The following is a 17,615-nucleotide window of genomic DNA, read 5'->3' as shown; positions in this document are numbered from 1 at the left end:
AAATTGGTCAAAGTTGAGAATCGGTTTGCCCGGCCAGATAGCGGGACGCGGCCTCAAGGGGAATACAGGGGGCGAGTAATCCCCAGCGTTGCGATCAGCGCCCTGTCAATGGCCGGGTGCATTCTTGGCCAGACTTTCCTTCATGCGCGCCATCTGCTCCGACGTCGCCTCGGTCTGATAGCGGCTTTTCCATTCATCGGCGGGCATGCCGTGGATCACCTCGCGCGCCGCGCCCTTGTCGAGCGGGGCACCCGCCGCTACGATCCAGTCCGCAAGACAATTGCGGCAAAAACCGGAGAGGCCCATCAGGTCGATGTTCTGCGCATCATGGCGATGGCGCAGGTGGCGGACCAGCCGGCGAAAGGCGGCGGCGGCATGTGCATCGTCGAGTTCATCGAGCGGATCGGGAATCGTTTGTTGTGCATTCATATTCATGGGTCCATCCGGAGTGAGTTGTTCTTGGGTTTGCAACCAGCCTTTGCCATAGGCTGATGCCCGTCCCAAAGGGAGAAATCGGTGTGACGAAACTCAATCCGCGCGGCCGCAAGGTCAAGATTCTGGCAACGCTGGGCCCGGCCAGCAGTGATCCGGAGATGATCGAGAAGCTGGTGCGTGCGGGGGCGGATGCTTTCCGCGTCAACATGAGCCATGCCGATCATTCGGTGCATACCAAGACCATCGCCAATGTGCGCGCGGTCGAGGCCAAGCTGCGCAAGCCCATCGCCATCCTGGCCGACCTTCAGGGGCCGAAACTGCGCGTGGGCGCGTTCAAGGATGGCCGGGCGGTGATCCGCCATTCGGGCCATTTCACCTTCGACCGCAATCCCGAGCCGGGCGATGAGAACCGCGTGTGCCTGCCGCACCCGGAACTGTTCGGCATCCTGCAAAAGGGCCAGCGCCTGCTGATCGACGACGGCAAGCTGCGCCTTCGCGTGATCCGCGCCGATGAAAACGAAATCCTGTGCAGCGCCGAAGTGGGCGGGGTGATCTCCGACCGCAAGGGCGTGAACATTCCCGACGCGGTGGTGCCGGTTCCGGCGCTGACCGAGAAGGACCGCCGCGATCTGGCCTTTGCGATCGAGCATGGCGCGGATTTCATCGGCCTCTCCTTTGTGCAGCGTCCCGAGGACGTGGCCGAATGCCGCCGCTTGATGGGCGGCCATGGCGCATTGATCGCCAAGATCGAAAAGCCCGCCGCGCTTGAAACGCTCGAAGGCATCATCGAACTGTCTGACGGCATCATGGTGGCGCGCGGCGACCTTGGCGTCGAACTGCTGCCCGAAGAAGTGCCGCCGATCCAGAAGCGGATTGTCGAACTGACGCGCCGCAGCGGCAAGCCGGTGATCGTGGCGACGCAGATGCTCGAATCGATGATCGAGAGCCCCGCGCCCACCCGCGCCGAAGTCTCGGACGTGGCCAATGCGGTCTATGACGGCGCGGATGCGGTGATGCTCTCGGCCGAAACCGCCGCCGGTCAGTGGCCGGAAGAAGCGGTGACGATCATGCACCGCATCGCCACGCAGGTCGAAAACGATTCCTACTATCGCCAGCGCGTCCATCTGGCCGAGATCAACCCGGATCAGACCACCGCCGACGCTCTGGCCAAGGCCTGCGCCGCGATTGCCGATACCGTCACGCTGACGGGCCTCATCGTGTTCACCGGTTCGGGCTCGACCTCGCGCCGCGTGGCGCGCGAACGGCCCTCGGTGCCGATGCTGGTGCTGACGCCCAGCCAGAACACCGCGCGCCGCTCCGCGCTGCTGTGGGGCGCCCATGCGGTCCACACGCGCGACATCGGTTCGTTCGAGGAAATGATCGCCAAGGGCAAGCGCATGGCGCTGCGCCATGGGTTCGGCGTGGCCGGGTCCAAGCTGGTTGCGCTGGCGGGCGTTCCCTTCGGCACGCCGGGGGCGACCAACCTGCTCCATGTCGTGACTTTGCGCGGCAATGAACTGGAACTCTATCGCGCCGTTGAGGAAGACGGCAGCGACGCGGAGTAAAGCCTGATGCATCCCCTCGCCCCGCCACTGGAACGTAGCTTGCGCGCCGTGGCGGGCGCGATGGCCGATGCGCGCGATCCCTGGTGGATCATCGGCAGCGGCGCGGTCGCGCTGCTCAGCGCGGGTTCGGTCACGGTGGCCGATCTTGATATCCTGCTGTCAGAAGGCGATGCGGCGCGCGTTCTGCCCGCGCTGGGGCTGAACGCCGCGCCGGGCGGGGTGGACAGCCGGTTCCGCTCGGGCATCTATGCCCGGTGGGATGCGCCCGAATTGCCGGTGGAATTCATGGCGGGTTTTGCCCTGAATCACGATGGGCAATGGCAGGACGTGGCCCCGACCAGCCGAATCGCGCATCATCTGGGCGATACGGTGATTTACACGCCGTCTCGCGAGGAAATGCGCGCGATCCTGCTCTCCTTTGGGCGGCCCAAGGATCTGCGCCGCGCCGAAATGCTACGCTAAGAGCTCAACCGCCTCGGCCAGCGCCTGATGGCAGCGGGTCAGATCCTCCGCCGTAATCGAATAGGGCGGCATCAGATAGGCGGTGTTGCCCAAGGGCCGGATCAGCAGCCCCCGCTCACGGAAAAAAGCCAGCAGGCGCGGTTGCAGGCCTGAGAGATAGCCCCCCTTCGGCACACGGTAATCGAGCGCGAGGATCGTGCCGCATTGGCGGACATTCTCCACCCCCGCCACATTCGCCAGCATCGCCGCCCCCGCCGCCTGCCGCGCAGCCAGCGTGTCGATGCGCGCCTGCACCGGCTCGTCGCGCCACACGCCAAGATTGGCCACCGCCGCCGCGCAGGCAATCGCATTGGCGGTATAGGAACTGGAGTGGAAAAAGGTCTTTGAGCGGTCGGGCGCGTAATGCGATTCGTAGATCGCCTCACTCGCCATGGTCACCGCCAGAGGCAGCGCGCCCCCGGTAATCCCCTTGGCAAGGCACAGGATGTCGGGCCTCACCCCCGCCTGATCACAGGCCAGCATCATGCCGGTGCGGCCCCATCCAGTCATCACCTCGTCCGCGATGAAGAGTACGCCATGGACGGCGCAAATCCGCGCCATCTCGGCCAGAACGGCGGGCGGATAGAACAGCATCCCGCCCGCGCCCAGCACCAGAGGCTCGACGATAAAACCTGCCGCATCGTCGCTCGCGCAAAAACGCTCCAGCGCGTCATAGGTCGCCTGCTCGGCCCCGGTATGGGGGAAGGGCACGGTGTCGACGGCAAAGAGCAAAGGCTCATAGGCGGCATTGTAAACACCGCGCTCGCCGATGCTCATCGCGCCGATCGTGTCGCCGTGATAGGAATGCTGCATCACGGCGATGCGCTGGCGCTGCCCCTGCCCCAGATGGCGCCAATGGCCCAGCGCCATTTTCAGCGCGACCTCGACGCAGGTGGAGCCGGAATCGGAGAAGAAGGCGTAGGGCAGGCCGGTGATGCCCACCAAGCCCTGCGCGACATCCTGCGCGGGCTGATGCGTCCATCCAGCAAAGATCAACTGATCCAGCTTGCCCGCCTGCTCGGCAATCGCGCGGCCGATGGGCGGATAGGCATGGCCATGCGTCGTCACCCACCAACTGGAAATCGCATCGACGATGCGGTCGCCCTCGGCGGTATAGAGGCTCGCCCCCTCGGCCCGCGCGATCAGGGGGATGGGTTCGCCAAGGCCATGCTGGGTGAACGGATGCCAGATGGGCGAGCGCGTCACAGGTCAAACTCCGCCATGGCGGCCGCCAGCGTTTCGGGTGTCACCGAGGCAAGGCGCGGCAGATGACCCAAACGGCGCAGGCCGGTATGAGCACAGAGGAAACGCATCGATTCCTCCTCGGCAGGCCCAGCGTCACCGATAAAGGCCAGCCCGGCAATCGCGCAACCCCGCGCCGGCAGCGCCTCCACCGTCAGCAAGGTGTGGTTGATCGTCCCCAAACCAGTGCGCGCGGCCACCACGACAGGAAGCCCCCATTCGGCAAACTGATCGGCATAAAGGCGCGTGCCGGACAAAGGCACCAGCGCCCCGCCCGCGCCTTCCACCACCAGCGGCCCATCGCCCTCGGGCAGGGTCAGGCGGGCCGGGTCAATCGTCACCCCATCAATCGCGGCGGCCCAATGCGGGCTGGCGGGGGTGATCAGGCGATAGGCTTCGGGATGGATCGTCGCGCCGGGGACGAGCCGGGCGATGCATTCGCTGTCGGTCTCCTCCTCCAGCCCCGATTGCACCGGCTTCCAGTATCGCGCCCCAAGGCGACCCACCAATCCGGCGGCCAGCACGGTCTTGCCGATGCCCGTATCGGTGCCGGTAACGATCAGCCCGCGCATCGGTTAAACGCGCGCGCCGAACAAGGCCGAGCCGACGCGAATATGCGTCGCACCCAGCGTGATGGCGGTTTCAAAATCGCCGCTCATCCCCATCGACAGGCCGGAAAGGCCATTATCCGCCGCCAGCTTGGCCAGCAGGGCAAAGAAGGGGGCCGCCTCAATATTGGCGGGCGGCACGCACATCAGCCCGGCCAGCGGCAGGCCCCCCTCACGGATCTGGGCCAGCAGAGCGGGCAGATCGGCCACCGCGCAGCCGCCCTTCTGCTCCTCGGCGCCGATGTTGACCTGAACGAAGCAGGGAATGCGGCGGCCAAGCTTGTCCATCGCCTTGGCCAGCGCCGTCACCAGACTGGGGCGGTCAACCGAATGGATCGCGTCGAACAGCGCGACCGCATCCTCGGCCTTATTCGATTGCAACTGGCCCACCAGATGCAATTCGATATCGGGATAGCGCGCCTTGAGTTCAGGCCATTTGGCCTGCGCTTCCTGCACCCGGTTTTCGCCAAACACGCGCTGGCCCTGCGCGATCAGCGGCTCGATCTCCTCGACCGGCTTGGTCTTGGAAATGGCGATCAGCGTGATGTCGCTGTCCTTGCGGCGGGCGATGCGGGCGGCGGCGGCGATTTTTTCGCGCACTTGCCCAAGCGAAGAATCTGGTTCCATCATGGCGCGGTGCTATAGCGCGATGATGCCCCCGCGCCAGCCCCTTTCCCTTTTGTCCCTGCCCAAACTCTGGCTGATTTCGGACGCACGCAATGATGCCGTGCTTGAGCGCGCGCTTCGCCGGATGCCAAGGGGCAGCGGGCTGATCTATCGCCACTATCATTTGCCAGAGCCCGAGAGGCGCGCGCGATTCGAGGCGCTGGTCCGGATCGCGCGGGCGCGCGGGATGGCGGTGGTGCTGGCGGGCGATGCGGCCATGGCGCGGCGGTGGGGGGCGGACGGGGCCTATGGCGCGGGACAGGCTTGGGCCACGGCGCATAATCTGCGCGAATTAAGGATGGCGCGGGGCGCGGCGGGCGTGCTGCTCTCGCCGGTGTTTCCCACGCGCAGCCATCCGGGCGCGCCGGTGCTGGGGGCGGCGCGTTTCCGCCTGCTGGCTGCGCGCAGCCCTGTGCCCGTCATTGCCCTTGGCGGGATGAACCGGGCCCGCGTGCGCGCGCTGAAATGGCCGCGCTGGGCCGCGATTGACGGGCTTTCCCCCACGCATTGACGCGGCGATTCTTGACGCGGACTCCCCCAAAGGCGCATGATGGCAGGGATTTCCCACCCCTTTTGTCGAGATGAACATCCCATGGCCACACGGCCCATCAAGCACAGCGGCGCATCATGGCGCCTGATCCTGCGGCGCAGCGTGCTGCGCAGCGCCGAATTGCTGGGCGCGGGCCTGTTGGGGCTGGGCGCGGTGCTGCTGGCGGTGGCCTTGCTCACCTATCATCAGACCGACCCTTCGGCCTCGACGGCATCGGGGGGCGCGGTGCTCAACTGGTTGGGGCGGCCGGGGGCCTTTGTGGCCGATGGCGCGCTGTTGATGTTCGGGCCGATGGCGGGGCTGGCCGTGCCGCTGCTGCTGATCTTCGCGCGCCAGCTCTGGCTGGTGGCCGAAGCGGAAGAAGAGGACGAAGATGAGGCCGTGCCGCTGCACCAGCAATATTGGCTGCGCCCCACCGCCGTGCTGGTGCTGGGCATGGGGCTGCTGGCCAGCGCGCTCTCGCTGGGCTTTGGCGAGCATCCGGGCAATCTGCCCGCCTCGCCGGGGGGCATCATGGGGCTGCTGGGCGCGGCGATGATCCGGGCGCTGGCGGGGCTGCTGCCCGAAGCGGCGCAGGGCTGGGCGGCGGGCTTGCTGGGCGTGCTGGCCTTTGTCGGCGGGATCGCGGCGATCACGCGGGTGTTTGCCATCGACTGGGGCTGGGTGTTGACCATGCCGCTGCATTTCCGGCGCAGACATGCCGAGGGCGAGGAGGCCCCTGCCCCCGCCCGCCGCGAAAAGCGCCAGCCCAGACCCGCGACGACCGAGGCAGAGGCGGAAGCCGAAGACCTGCCCTTTACCCCCGACGAACCATCGGCAGGCCCGCGCAAGGCGCCGCAGATCAGCGACCCGGCCACCAAGGCCAAGCCCGCCGAAATGGGCAGTCTGGCCAAGCAGGGCGATCTGTTCGGCACCTGCGAATTGCCCGGCCTCGACATTCTGGCCGATCCGCCGCCCAATTCTGCGCCCAAGGTCGACAAGCTGGCGCTGGAGCGCAACGCCAAGCTGCTCGAAACCGTGCTCGACGATTTCAACGTCAAGGGCGAGATCACGGGCGTGCGCACCGGGCCGGTCGTCACCATGTATGAGCTGGAACCGGCGGCCGGCATCAAGGCGGCGCGCGTGGTGGGTCTGGCCGATGATATCGCCCGCAACATGAGCGCGATTTCGGCCCGCGTTTCGCCGGTGCCGGGGCGCACCGTCATGGCCATCGAACTGCCCAATGCCGACCGCCAGATGGTCAGCTTCAAGGAGCTGATCGCGTCTGAGAAATTCGTCGGGGCCAAGGGCCTGCTGCCGATGATTCTGGGCAAGGACATTGCGGGCGAGCCGATCATCGCCGATCTTGCCACCATGCCCCACCTGCTGGTGGCGGGCACGACCGGGTCGGGCAAGTCGGTGGGGCTCAACTGTATCCTGCTGTCCTTGCTCTATCGCCTGACGCCCGCGCAATGCCGGATGATCCTGGTCGATCCCAAGGTGCTGGAATTGAAGTCCTATGAGGACATTCCGCATCTGCTGTCCCCGGTTGTGACCGAGCCTGCGAAAGCAGTGCGCGCGCTGAAATGGGCGGTGGAGGAAATGGAGCGCCGCTATCGCCAGATGAGCGAGATCAACGTGCGCAACATCGTCAATTTCAACGAAAAGGTGCGTAGCAACGCGGCCAAGGGCAAGCCCTTGGGGCGGCGGATTTCGGTGGGCTTTGACCCGGAAACCGGCGAGGAGCTGTATGAGGACAAGCAGCTCGATTACGAGGTACTGCCGCTGATCGTGGTGATCGTCGACGAGCTGGCCGACCTGATGGTGACGGTGGGCAAGGAGATCGAAGTGCTGATCCAGCGTCTGGCGCAGAAATCGCGCGCGGCGGGCATCCACCTGATCATGGCGACGCAGCGCCCCTCGGTCGACGTCATCACCGGCGTCATCAAGGCCAACCTGCCCACGCGCATTTCCTTTGCCGTGACCAGCCGCATCGACAGCCGCACCATCCTTGGCGAACAGGGGGCCGAGCAATTGCTGGGCAAGGGCGACATGCTGTTCAAGCCCTCCTCCGGCCCGATTGTCCGCGTCCACGGACCTTTCGTCTCGGACGAGGAGGTCGAGCATGTGGCCGACCACTGGCGCGCGCAGGGCAAACCCAATTACGTCGATTCGGTCACCGAGGAACCCGAAGAGGGCAGCTTCGGCTTCGATGATCTGGACGCCACCGCCAGCGACAATCCCGAAGAACGCAAATATCGGCAGGCCTGCCACATCGTGTTCGAGAGCCAGAAGGCCAGCACGAGCTGGCTGCAGCGCCAGATGGGCGTGGGATACAACACCGCCGCCAAATGGATCGAGCGGATGGAAAATGACGGCCTCGTCGGCCCGGCCAACCATGTGGGCCGCCGCGAAGTCTATCGCGACAAGGACGGGAATCCGCTCTGATCGGCGGATCATGGGGTGAGCGGGAATGCATCCGCTCACCGCTTATCCCCATGCTGCGGGTGCGAAAGCCGATGAACCGTTGTTAAGCCACGATAGAGCGCGACCTCCGGACATTCCCTAATTGCCATCGGCTGGCTACACCTTGGCCATCGACGCCAACAAGCGGTGCCGATAAGCGCCAAAGGGGTTTTCAGTGGTCCGGGTTTCCTTTTTCAACGCAAAGCTGATCCGCGCCGCTATCGCCCTGATTTTCGCCGCTTTCATCTCGGTTCCGGCCTCGGCACAAGTGCTGCAATGCGCTCCCTACGCCCGCGAGGTTTCCGGCATCGCCCTTTCGGGCCGCGCCGCCGGCTGGTGGGATCAGGCCGAGGGCCGCTATGATCGCGGCACTGCACCCAAGGCTGGGGCTGTCCTTGCCTTCCGCGCCACCCACTCGATGCGCGCAGGCCATGTCGCCATGGTTTCCAAGGTGATCGACGAACGCCACGTTCTGCTTAACCACGCCAACTGGTCGCGCCCCGGCATGATCGAGCGCAGCGCCATGGCCGAGGACGTCTCGGCCAACGGCGACTGGTCGGAAGTGCGCGTGTTCTACGCCCCCACCGGCAAGCTGGGCATGCGCTCCTCGCCCACCTATGGCTTCATCTATGCCAACAAGGCGGATCGTCTCGATGGCACCAAGCTGGCGATGCGGGACTGATATAGTTCTAAGGGTGCCTCCGGCGGGTTAAGGGTCTCGACCCTTAACAATCCCCAGACTGTAGAACCTCCCAAAGCACAACGCCGCCGCGCCGCAGGCTATTAAACCGCTTTGCGGATGCGCACATACCTGCGAACTTGAGCACCACCCCATAATGGGATTGCAAAGGGAGAAGTCCCTTTGCCCGCCGGAGGCAAAACCTCCTACCCCGGCCAGCCACCCTCCGGCGCAAAAGCCGCCGCAATCTCCCCCGACACCCGCGTCAGCCGCAGCGTCTCCTTGTCCAGCATCGCCCATGTGCTGCGCGCCGAGACGATGACCTTGCCCGCGTCGTTGCGGAAATCGATCCGCCGGTCAAAGCGCGCACCGATCGGCCCTTCGGGGATAAAGGTCTCAGCCGTAACGCTCTGCCCCTGCGCGATATTGCCGCGATAGTCGATCTCGTGCCGCGTCACGACCCAGACATAGCGCTCGACATGTTCGGGCGCGGCGTCCTGCATCCAGTGCGCGGTGGCCACGGCCTCCATCCACTGCACCCAGACGGCATTGTTGACATGGCCCATGATGTCGATGTCATCGGGGCCTGCGGTGAAGGTGTGGGTATAACGGTTGGGCATGGGAGGAGTTTGGGGACAGGCATCCGGAAGGCAAGGGGTTTTCGTTGAAAGGAAGTGGGCCTCCGGCGGGCAAAGGGTCTCGACCCTTTGCAATCCCATTACTGGGGTGGCGCCAAAATCCGCCAACAAACTCCTTTCCGCGAAGCGGTTTATAAAGCCTGCGGCGCGGCAACGTTGCGCTTCGGGCGCCCCCACGCCCGACCTGGACAATATCGGGATTGTTAAGGGCCCTCGCCCTTAACCCGCCGGAGGCAAAATCTTACCCCACAACCCCCAACTGCCAGAGGATAAACGCAAATTCCTCCGCCGTTTCGGTCAGCGATTCGAAGCGCCCCGATTTCCCGCCATGCCCCGCGCCCATATTGGTTTTCAGGATCAGTTCGTTGCTGTCGGTTTTCAATTCCCGCAGCCGCGCGACCCACTTGGCCGGTTCCCAATAGGTCACGCGCGGATCATTGAGCCCCGCCGTCACCATCAGCGGCGGGTAGTCCTGCGCCTTCACCTGATCATAGGGCGAGTAGGAGCGGATCAGTTCAAACGCCGCCTTGTCCTCGATGGGGTTGCCCCATTCGGGCCATTCGCCCGGCGTCAGGGGCAGGCTCTCGTCCAGCATGGTGGAGAGCACATCGACGAAGGGTACATGGGCCACCACCGCGCCCCACAGGCCGGGATCGGAATTGATGACCGCGCCCATCAGCTCGCCGCCCGCCGATCCGCCCGAGATGCTGATCCGCCCCGGCGCGGTGTAGCCAAGGTCGCAAAGCCCGCACGCCACATCGACGAAATCGTTGAACGTGTTGGTGCGGGCCTCGCGCTTGCCCGCCTTGTACCATGCGCGGCCCATGTCGTCGCCGCCGCGGATATGCGCGATGGCATAGGCAAAGCCGCGATCCACAAGGCTCAGGCGCGTGGTGGAAAAGCCCGGGCTGATCGCAATGCCATAGGCCCCATAGCCATAGAGGTGCAGCGGGTCGACGCCCACACGATCCTTGCGATAAAGGATGCTGACCGGCACCAGCGTCCCGTCGCGCGCGGTGATCTCCAGCCGCTTTGTCTCATACAAAGAGGCGTCATAACCGCTGGGGATCTCCTGAACCTTCAGCAGCTCAAGGCTCTTGTCGGCCAGATGGTAGTCATAGACGCTGGCCGGGCTGACCATGCTTTCATAGCTGACGCGCAGGCGGTCCACCGCCCATTCGGGATTGTCGGCCAATCCGGCCTCATAGGAATCCTCGGGGAATTCAATCGGCTCGATCCGCGCGGGGTCGTCGTAATAGCGCAATTCGATGCGATCGAGGCCGCGCACCCGCCCTTCGATCACATAGAAATCGCGGAACAGATCAAAGCCCGTCAGATAGAATTCGTCGCAACCTTCGATCAGGCTGGTCCATTCCCCCGGCGCCGAGAGGGAAGCGATGGCCAGCCGGAAATTCTCATGCGTATCGTTCGCGTGGATGTAGAGCACCCCATCGCGCTCATCGACATCATATTCGACGCCCTCGACACGCGGACGCACCAGAATCGGCGCGGCCAGCGGATCATTCGCCGGGATCAGACGGACTTCGCTGGTTTCATGATCGCTGGTCGAAATGATCAGCCATTGCTCATTGGCCGACAGCGAGGAGCCGACGCGAAAGCCATCGTCATCCTCGTGATACAACTCGACATCCTCGGAAACCGGGCGGCCCAGCCAGTGCAGGCGGGCATTGTCGGTGCGCCAGTTCTCATTGGCGAGGCTGTAAACCAGCCCCTTGTCGCCCGCGACCCAAACCAGCGAGGAGAGCGTCCCTTCGATCACATCGGGCAGCACCTCACCCGTCTCGATCACCTTGATCCGGGCGGTGAAGCGCTCCGATCCATTGTCATCCACGCTCCAGGCCAGCAATTTGCCATCGGCCGAGAGCGAAATCGCGCCGAGGCGGAAATATTCCTTGCCCACCGCCAATGCCACTTCATCGAGCAGCAATTCATCATCGCCACCCGCGACCGGACGCCGCCACCACTTTTTATATTCGGCGCCTTCCTCATATTCGATCCAATAGAGGTAATCGCCATCCTTCTGCGGCACGCTCTTGTCGGCTTCCTTGATGCGGGCGCGCATTTCGGTGAACAGGGCGTCGATGCGGTCCTTCTGCCCGGCCATCCGGCTTTCAAACCACGCATTTTCCGCGTTCAGATGCGCCAGCACCGCCTCATCCTTCACCTCTGGATAATCGGCATCGCGCAGCCACGCGTAATCGTCGGTGACGGTGATGCCGTGGTGGGTGAAGCTATGCGCCTGTTTGGCGGCAATCGGGGGGCGAGGCTGGCTGGAATTGCTCATAGCTTGCATCTATGTTGGCAAGCCCCCCTCCGCAAGCCAGAGGTGTGGGAAACGAAGGAAAGCGCGTGCCAATGCCGAACAATATCCACACTGAACGCCTTGCCGCTCTGCGCGCCGAACTGGCCGCACAGGGGCTGGACGGTTTTGTCATCCCGATTTCCGATGAGCATATGAGCGAATATGTCGGTGCCTATGCCCAGCGGCTGGAATGGCTGACCGGCTTTGGCGGGTCGGCGGGGACGGCGGTGGTGCTGGCCGATCGGGCCGCGATCTTTGTCGATGGACGCTATACTTTGCAGGTGCGCGATCAGGTGGATGGCGCGCTGTATGAGTATCAGAATGTCCCGGCCACCAGCCCCGCCGCATGGCTGGGCGCGCATGCGCCGCTGGGGGCACGGATCGGTTATGACGCCTGGCTGCATGGCCGCCCATGGGCGCGGGCCGTGGAAAAGGCGCTGGAGCCGCGCGGCGCGGCGCTGGTGGCGGTGGATCGCAATCCGGTGGATGCGGTTTGGACCGATCAGCCGACGCGCAGCCTTGCCCCCGCCCTGCCCCATCCGACGGCTCTGGCGGGCGTGCCTTCGGAGGCCAAGCGCGCCGAAGTGGCCGAATGGCTGGGCGCGCGCGGGGCCGATGCGGCTGTGATTGCCGCGCTCGATTCGGTGGCGTGGCTGCTGAATATGCGGGGCACGGATGTGTCGCGCACGCCTGTGGCGCTGTCCTTTGTGGTGGCCCATGCCGATGGCACGGCCGATCTCTTCATCGCGCCCGAAAAGGTGACGCCCGAATTGCGCGCCCATCTGGGCAATGCGGTGCGTATCCTGCCGCGTGAGGATTTTGTACCCGCATTGGGCGCTCTGGCGGGCAAGAAGGTGGTGGTCGATCCCGAACGCAGCGTGGCGGCGATCTTCGAGGCCCTTTCGGGCGCGCGGATCATCGAGGAACGCGACCCCTGTGTCCTGCCCAAGGCGATCAAGAACCCCGTCGAACAGGCCGGACACCGCGCCGCGCAGGCCCGCGATGGCGCGGCGGTGACGCGCTTCCTCCACTGGCTCTCGGTCGAAGGCCCCAAGGGCGGCGTGACGGAAATCAGCGCCGCCGAAGCCCTGCACCAGTTCCGCCGGGAAGGCGGCGACCTGCGCGACCTGTCGTTTGACACGATCAGCGGCGCGGGGCCGAACGGCGCCATCGTCCACTATCGCGTTTCGGAGGAAACCAACCGCGCGCTTGATCCTTCCAGCGTCTATCTGGTCGATTCGGGCGGGCAATATCCCGATGGCACCACCGACATCACCCGCACCGTCTGGATCGGCCCCGGCACGGCCCCGGACGAGGTGCGCGACCGTTTCACCCGCGTCCTGAAAGGTCATATCGCGATTGCCCGCGCGGTCTTTCCGGCGGGAACGAATGGATCGCAGCTCGACACGCTGGCGCGACAATATCTCTGGGCGGCCGGACTCGATTATGCCCATGGCACCGGGCATGGCGTGGGCAGCTTCCTTTCCGTCCACGAAGGGCCGCAGCGCATCGCCAAATCCAGCGGCGGACAGGCGGGCACCGGGCAGGAATTGCTGGCGGGCATGTTCCTGTCGAACGAGCCGGGCTATTACAAGACCGGAGCCTATGGCATCCGCATCGAAAATCTCGTGCTGGTCGAGGAGCGCACCATCGAGGGCGCGGAAGGCGCCTATTTCGGCTTTGAAACGCTGACCCATGTGCCGATCGAGCGCGCGCTGGTCGATGACCGCCTGCTGACCCGCGACGAGGTGGCATGGTGGAACGCCTATCACGCGCGGGTGGAAAGCATCATCGCCCCGCAATTGTCCGGCGAGGCGCTGGATTGGCTGAAGGAGCAATGCGCGCCGTTGGGGTGATGCTTGCGGGGGCGGGCTCGTTCCCATATTGTTCCACAGAAGGCGACTCGGGCTACCTCAGAGCGCCATCAGGAGAGCAATGATGATCGGCTATGTCACACTGGGCACGCAGGATTTGCGCCGCGCGGCGGAGTTTTATGACGCCATCGCCGCCGAAATGGGCGTGGGCCGCATGGGCGGCGATGAGCGCTATATCTCGTGGGGCGTGCCGGGCGGTCCGGCAGGGATCGGCATCACCCTGCCCTTTGACGGACAACCCGCCAGCGTGGGCAATGGCGTGATGGTCGCGCTGGAGGCGAAGGACCGCGATCAGGTCGACCGCCTTCACGCGCTGGCGCTGGAATTGGGCGGATCATGCGAAGGCGCGCCGGGTGAGCGTTTCCCCGGCTTCTACGTTGCCTATTTCCGAGACCGGGATGGCAACAAACTCAATGCCTTCGTCTTTGCCCCCGGATTTGGAGAAGGCCATGACGCATAATCTGGCCACCCATCCGGTCCACCTCGGCCTTGGCGGAACGGCCTGCGCGGAACCGGAATTTACCGGCATGGACTGGTACGGCGCCTATGTCGCGCGCCATGCCGCCGATGGGGCAGATGGGCGGCTGGTCAGTATGTACACGTTCACGCAGGACTGGGATTCATGGGAAATGCATCCCGAAGGCGAGGAGGTGGTGATCTGCCTTGATGGCGAAATCACGCTGATTCAGGAGGATGCACAAGGGGTGCGGCAGGAGGTGGCGCTGAGCGCCGGGGAATGTGCGATCAATCCGCGCGGGGTATGGCATACGGCCAATGTCGCCGCATCGGCGCGCGTGCTGTTCATCACCGCAGGGTGGAACACGCAGGGCCGCGCGCGATCCGGCGGATAATACATACTGGGCAGGACCGGCGCGACAATTGGCGACAAAAATCGGCGGTTCCGGCATAATGGCGCGACAGTCGGGGCATAGAACAACCATGAAAGCTGCAGCCGCCCCGGCCTCTCCCCTCCCCCTTCAAGGCATGGGTAACGGTTGCAGCTTTCATTCAACTCTCTTTTGCCCCCCAAGAAGAGTTCACTGTAAGGATCGCTAGGATGAGGAAACTTTCTATCGGGCTTTCCGCCATTGCCCTCATGGCGGTTTCGGCTGCCCATGCGCAGGCGCCCGCCACGCCCCCGGCGCCGCCTGCCGGCCCCCACGCCATGGGCCATGGCATGCCCCCCCGCGCCATGCCCCCGATGAAGGACATGACCCGCGCCGAAGCCAAGGCCCATGCCGAAAAGATGTTCGACATGATGGACATCAATCATGACGGCAAGCTGGACAAGGCCGACCGCGAGGCGCGCGAGGCCAAGCATTTCGACGCCATGGACACCAACCATGACGGCCAGTTGAGCCGCCAGGAATTTGAAGCCGCCCATGACAGGATGCGCGAACGGATGAAGCATGGCATGGGCGCCATGGGTGCCGATCATGACATGCCCCCGCCGCCTCCGGGCGGACCGGACGGCAAAATGGATCACGGCAACATGGGGCCGGGCGGCCCCGGCATGAAAGGTCCGCGCGGACATCATCGCATGGGCCGCGGCATGATGATGATGGGCCTGATGCGCCAGGCCGATCCCAATCACACCGGCACCGTGGCCAAGGACGCCTTTGTCGGCGCCGCGCTCAAGATGTTTGACAGCGCGGATGCCAATCACGATGGCAAGGTCACGCCCGAGGAACGTCGCGCCGCAATGAAGGCCCATATGGGCCAGAACATGGGCGGGCGCGGTCCGGGTGGCCATCGCCCTGAACATGGCGGCCATGACATGCCGCCCCCGCCTCCTGCGGGGCAGTAAGGTAAGGTTGAAGTGAACAGCGACAGCGACATTACTCCGCTGCGCCTCCTGCTGGTCGATGACGAGCCGGATCTGCGCGAACCTCTGGCCTCCTATCTGGAGCGTCAGGGGTTTGCCGTCCGGCAGGCGGCCAGCGCGGCCGAGGCGCGCAGCATCATTGCCCTTGATGTGCCCGATTTGGTCTTGCTCGACATCATGATGCCGGGCGAGGACGGGCTGTCGCTGTGCCGCCATCTGACCGAGGCGCGTTCGATTCCGACGATCTTCCTGACCGCGCGCGGCGAGGCGACCGACCGGATCGTGGGGCTGGAGATCGGCGCCGACGATTATGTCGTCAAGCCTTTCGAGCCGCGCGAGCTGGTCGCCCGCATCCGCAGCGTGATGCGCCGCACCCATCGCGGGGCGCTGCCCGAGCTGCAGGCCAATGAGGATTTTCAGTTCGATGGCTGGCGGCTCGATCCGCTCAAGCGGCGACTGATTGCGCCCGATGGCGCGATCGTGGCGATTTCCTCGGTGGAATTCCGCCTGCTGATGGCGTTCCTCGAACATCCCCGGCAAGTGCTGGACCGTGACCGGCTGCTCGACATGGTGCAGGGGCGCGAGGCCCATCTGTTCGACCGCGCGGTCGACAATCAGGTCAGCCGCCTGCGCCGCAAGATCGAGGTGGACAGCCGCAATCCGCAATTGATCCAGACCGTTTGGGGCGGCGGCTATATGCTGGCCGCCGATGTGCGCCGGGTGCCCACGGTGGACGCATGAAACGCTGGGATCCCAGCCGGTTTCTGCCGCCCCGACTTTTACCGGGCAGCCTGACCGGACAGGTCATGCTGGCGCTGGCGGGCGCATTGTTGCTGGCCCAGACGATCAGCGCGATCCTGCTCTACAAGGCGCAGGCCGAATATCGCGAACAGCAGGTGACGCAGGAACTGGCGATGCGCGCGGCCATCGCGCTGCGCCACCGCGACGAGGTGGACGCTCCGGAAGGAGGCCCGCCCCCTCCTCCGCCCGGCCCGCCCGAGCGCGGCCCGCATCACCATGATGGCCCGCCGATGATGGTCGGGCGAGGGCCGGACGACATGCCGCGCGGGCCGCGCCCGGTGCGCATGGCCGATTTCCGCCCCAATCCGCGCGACGAGGCCAAGCCCGAAATCACCCAGCGCCTCAATGAGCTGCTCGGCTCGCAGGATCTCAAACCCCAGCATCTGATGGTGGTCGAGCGCGATATTGCCGACGATCCCTTCTGGAAAAAGCGCGTCGATCGCCGCTATGCGATGATGGGCGACCATGCCCCGCCCAAGCCCAAACATGTGCTGGTGGCCGCCGCGCAGGCGCAGACCGGCGGCGACTGGATGGTGGTGCGCTCCTCCGTGCCCGCGCGCGATCCATGGCTGCTGGCCACGCTGATTGCCCAGACACTGTTCATCTATGCGGTGCTGGTGGGCGCGATTGCGCTGATCCTGCGGCGGATCGCGCGGCCTCTGGCGGCGCTGACCAGCCGGGTCGATCAATTCGCCCGCACCCGCGAATCCACCGATCAGCTTGAACCGCAAGGCCCCGCTGATGTGCGCCATCTGATCGAGGCGCATAATGCGATGGAAATGCGCATCACCTCGCTGATCAATGAAAAGGACGTGATGCTGGGCGCGATCGGCCACGATCTGAAAACGCCGCTGGCCGCGCTGCGCGTGCGGATCGAGAGCGTGGAGGACGATGCCGAGCGGGACAAGATGGCCAAGACCATCGAGGACATCACCCGCTCATTGGACGACATTCTCTCGCTGGCCCGCGTGGGCCGCCCCAGCGATCCGGTCGAATCAACCGAACTCGCCGCCCTCGTCGCCTCGATTGTCGAGGAATATGAGGACATGGGCGAGGATGTGGAATTCGACCACGCGCCGCGTCTGGTCATGCCCGTGCGCGCGACATGGCTGCGCCGGGCCTTGCGCAATCTGATCGGCAATGCGCTGCGCTATGCCGGCAGCGCGCAGGTAACGATGGTGCGCGAGGAGGCCGAGGGGCGCGGCTGGGCGGTGATCCGCGTGGTCGATCATGGCAAGGGGATCGGCGGCGACATCGAGAAGATGTTCGAGCCTTTCACCCGCGGCGAACCTTCGCGCAACACTGCCACCGGGGGCGCGGGTCTTGGCCTGACGCTGGCCCGCGCGATCGCGGACCAGCATGGCGGGCGGCTGACGCTGCACAACCAGACCGACGCGCGCGGAGCGGTCACCGGCCTGATGGCCACGCTCTGGCTGCCGCTTCCTGCCTGATTATGGCGGGCT

Annotated in this window: 17 protein-coding genes; 11 read left to right on the top strand and 6 right to left on the bottom strand. The window is 65.1% G+C overall.

What is annotated here, in order from left to right; all coding sequences use genetic code 11:
* Positions 1-105: 105 nt before the first annotated feature.
* Positions 106-435, bottom strand: a complete 330-nt coding sequence (locus BGP00_RS20235) for a DUF1244 domain-containing protein (protein WP_292688527.1) — start codon at positions 433-435, stop codon at positions 106-108.
* An 83-nt stretch (positions 436-518) separates the two neighbouring features.
* Here BGP00_RS20235 and pyk point away from each other — a divergent pair, with 83 nt between their 5' ends.
* Positions 519-2,000, top strand: a complete 1,482-nt coding sequence (pyk, locus tag BGP00_RS20230) for a pyruvate kinase (RefSeq protein WP_292688525.1) — start codon at positions 519-521, stop codon at positions 1,998-2,000.
* Positions 2,001-2,006: 6 nt separating this feature from the next.
* Complete coding sequence (locus BGP00_RS20225; RefSeq protein WP_292688523.1) at positions 2,007-2,462, top strand: hypothetical protein; 456 nt, start codon at positions 2,007-2,009, stop codon at positions 2,460-2,462.
* Here the strand turns inward: BGP00_RS20225 and BGP00_RS20220 are convergent.
* Genes BGP00_RS20220 through BGP00_RS20210 form a run of 3 tightly spaced genes read right to left on the bottom strand, consistent with a single transcriptional unit; the run spans position 2,454 to position 4,981 of the window.
* A complete protein-coding gene (locus BGP00_RS20220; RefSeq protein WP_292688521.1) occupies positions 2,454-3,707 on the bottom strand; it encodes an adenosylmethionine--8-amino-7-oxononanoate transaminase in 1,254 nt (417 codons plus the stop codon). The genes BGP00_RS20225 and BGP00_RS20220 overlap by 9 nt on opposite strands.
* The gene (gene bioD / locus BGP00_RS20215) at positions 3,704-4,315 is read right to left on the bottom strand and encodes a dethiobiotin synthase (protein WP_292688519.1); all 612 of its coding nucleotides are present in this window, start codon (positions 4,313-4,315) and stop codon (positions 3,704-3,706) included. The genes BGP00_RS20220 and bioD overlap by 4 nt, the downstream gene beginning before the upstream one ends.
* A gap of 3 nt (positions 4,316-4,318) precedes the next feature.
* Positions 4,319-4,981, bottom strand: coding sequence for a YggS family pyridoxal phosphate-dependent enzyme (locus tag BGP00_RS20210; RefSeq protein ID WP_292688517.1), 663 nt, complete (start codon positions 4,979-4,981; stop codon positions 4,319-4,321).
* Between BGP00_RS20210 and BGP00_RS20205 the strand changes: the two genes are divergently transcribed.
* From BGP00_RS20205 to BGP00_RS20195, 3 genes are all read left to right on the top strand, one after another.
* Complete coding sequence (locus tag BGP00_RS20205) at positions 4,980-5,528, top strand: thiamine phosphate synthase (protein ID WP_292688516.1); 549 nt, start codon at positions 4,980-4,982, stop codon at positions 5,526-5,528. The two genes, BGP00_RS20210 and BGP00_RS20205, sit on opposite strands and share 2 nt — an antisense overlap.
* Positions 5,529-5,609: 81 nt before the next feature.
* Positions 5,610-7,994: a DNA translocase FtsK 4TM domain-containing protein gene (locus tag BGP00_RS20200; protein ID WP_292688515.1), complete on the top strand. Its 2,385-nt coding sequence runs from the start codon at positions 5,610-5,612 to the stop codon at positions 7,992-7,994.
* A 226-nt stretch (positions 7,995-8,220) separates the two neighbouring features.
* Positions 8,221-8,694 (top strand): CHAP domain-containing protein, encoded by a 474-nt coding sequence (locus tag BGP00_RS20195; protein WP_168603594.1) that lies wholly within the window; start codon positions 8,221-8,223, stop codon positions 8,692-8,694.
* Between the two features lie 203 nt (positions 8,695-8,897).
* On the opposite strand, the gene BGP00_RS20190 is transcribed toward BGP00_RS20195, so the two are convergent.
* On the bottom strand, positions 8,898-9,311 hold the full coding sequence (locus tag BGP00_RS20190; RefSeq protein ID WP_292688513.1) for an acyl-CoA thioesterase: 414 nt from the start codon (positions 9,309-9,311) through the stop codon (positions 8,898-8,900).
* A gap of 259 nt (positions 9,312-9,570) precedes the next feature.
* A complete protein-coding gene (locus BGP00_RS20185) occupies positions 9,571-11,634 on the bottom strand; it encodes a S9 family peptidase (protein WP_292688512.1) in 2,064 nt (687 codons plus the stop codon).
* A gap of 71 nt (positions 11,635-11,705) precedes the next feature.
* On the opposite strand from BGP00_RS20185, the gene BGP00_RS20180 reads away from it, so the two are divergent.
* The 6 genes from BGP00_RS20180 (at position 11,706) to BGP00_RS20155 (ending at position 17,603) form a co-directional block, all read left to right on the top strand.
* On the top strand, positions 11,706-13,508 hold the full coding sequence (locus BGP00_RS20180; RefSeq protein ID WP_292688511.1) for an aminopeptidase P family protein: 1,803 nt from the start codon (positions 11,706-11,708) through the stop codon (positions 13,506-13,508).
* An 82-nt stretch (positions 13,509-13,590) separates the two neighbouring features.
* Positions 13,591-13,986 carry a VOC family protein gene (locus BGP00_RS20175; RefSeq protein WP_292689208.1) on the top strand — a complete coding sequence of 132 codons (396 nt, stop codon included), beginning with the start codon at positions 13,591-13,593 and terminating at the stop codon, positions 13,984-13,986.
* The gene (locus tag BGP00_RS20170) at positions 13,976-14,377 is read left to right on the top strand and encodes a cupin domain-containing protein (protein ID WP_292688509.1); all 402 of its coding nucleotides are present in this window, start codon (positions 13,976-13,978) and stop codon (positions 14,375-14,377) included. The genes BGP00_RS20175 and BGP00_RS20170 overlap by 11 nt, the downstream gene beginning before the upstream one ends.
* A gap of 206 nt (positions 14,378-14,583) precedes the next feature.
* Positions 14,584-15,333, top strand: a complete 750-nt coding sequence (locus tag BGP00_RS20165; RefSeq protein ID WP_292688507.1) for a hypothetical protein — start codon at positions 14,584-14,586, stop codon at positions 15,331-15,333.
* 12 nt (positions 15,334-15,345) lie between these two features.
* Complete coding sequence (locus tag BGP00_RS20160) at positions 15,346-16,092, top strand: response regulator (protein WP_168603427.1); 747 nt, start codon at positions 15,346-15,348, stop codon at positions 16,090-16,092.
* Complete coding sequence (locus BGP00_RS20155; protein ID WP_292688504.1) at positions 16,089-17,603, top strand: ATP-binding protein; 1,515 nt, start codon at positions 16,089-16,091, stop codon at positions 17,601-17,603. Before BGP00_RS20160 ends, BGP00_RS20155 begins: the two co-directional genes overlap by 4 nt.
* Positions 17,604-17,615: the final 12 nt, after the last annotated feature.

The sequence above is a fragment of the Novosphingobium sp. 63-713 genome, from assembly GCF_001898925.1.
Lineage (GTDB): Bacteria > Pseudomonadota > Alphaproteobacteria > Sphingomonadales > Sphingomonadaceae > Novosphingobium.
Note: the sequence above shows the minus strand (reverse complement) of the source record. Positions and strands in the feature narration are given on the sequence as shown.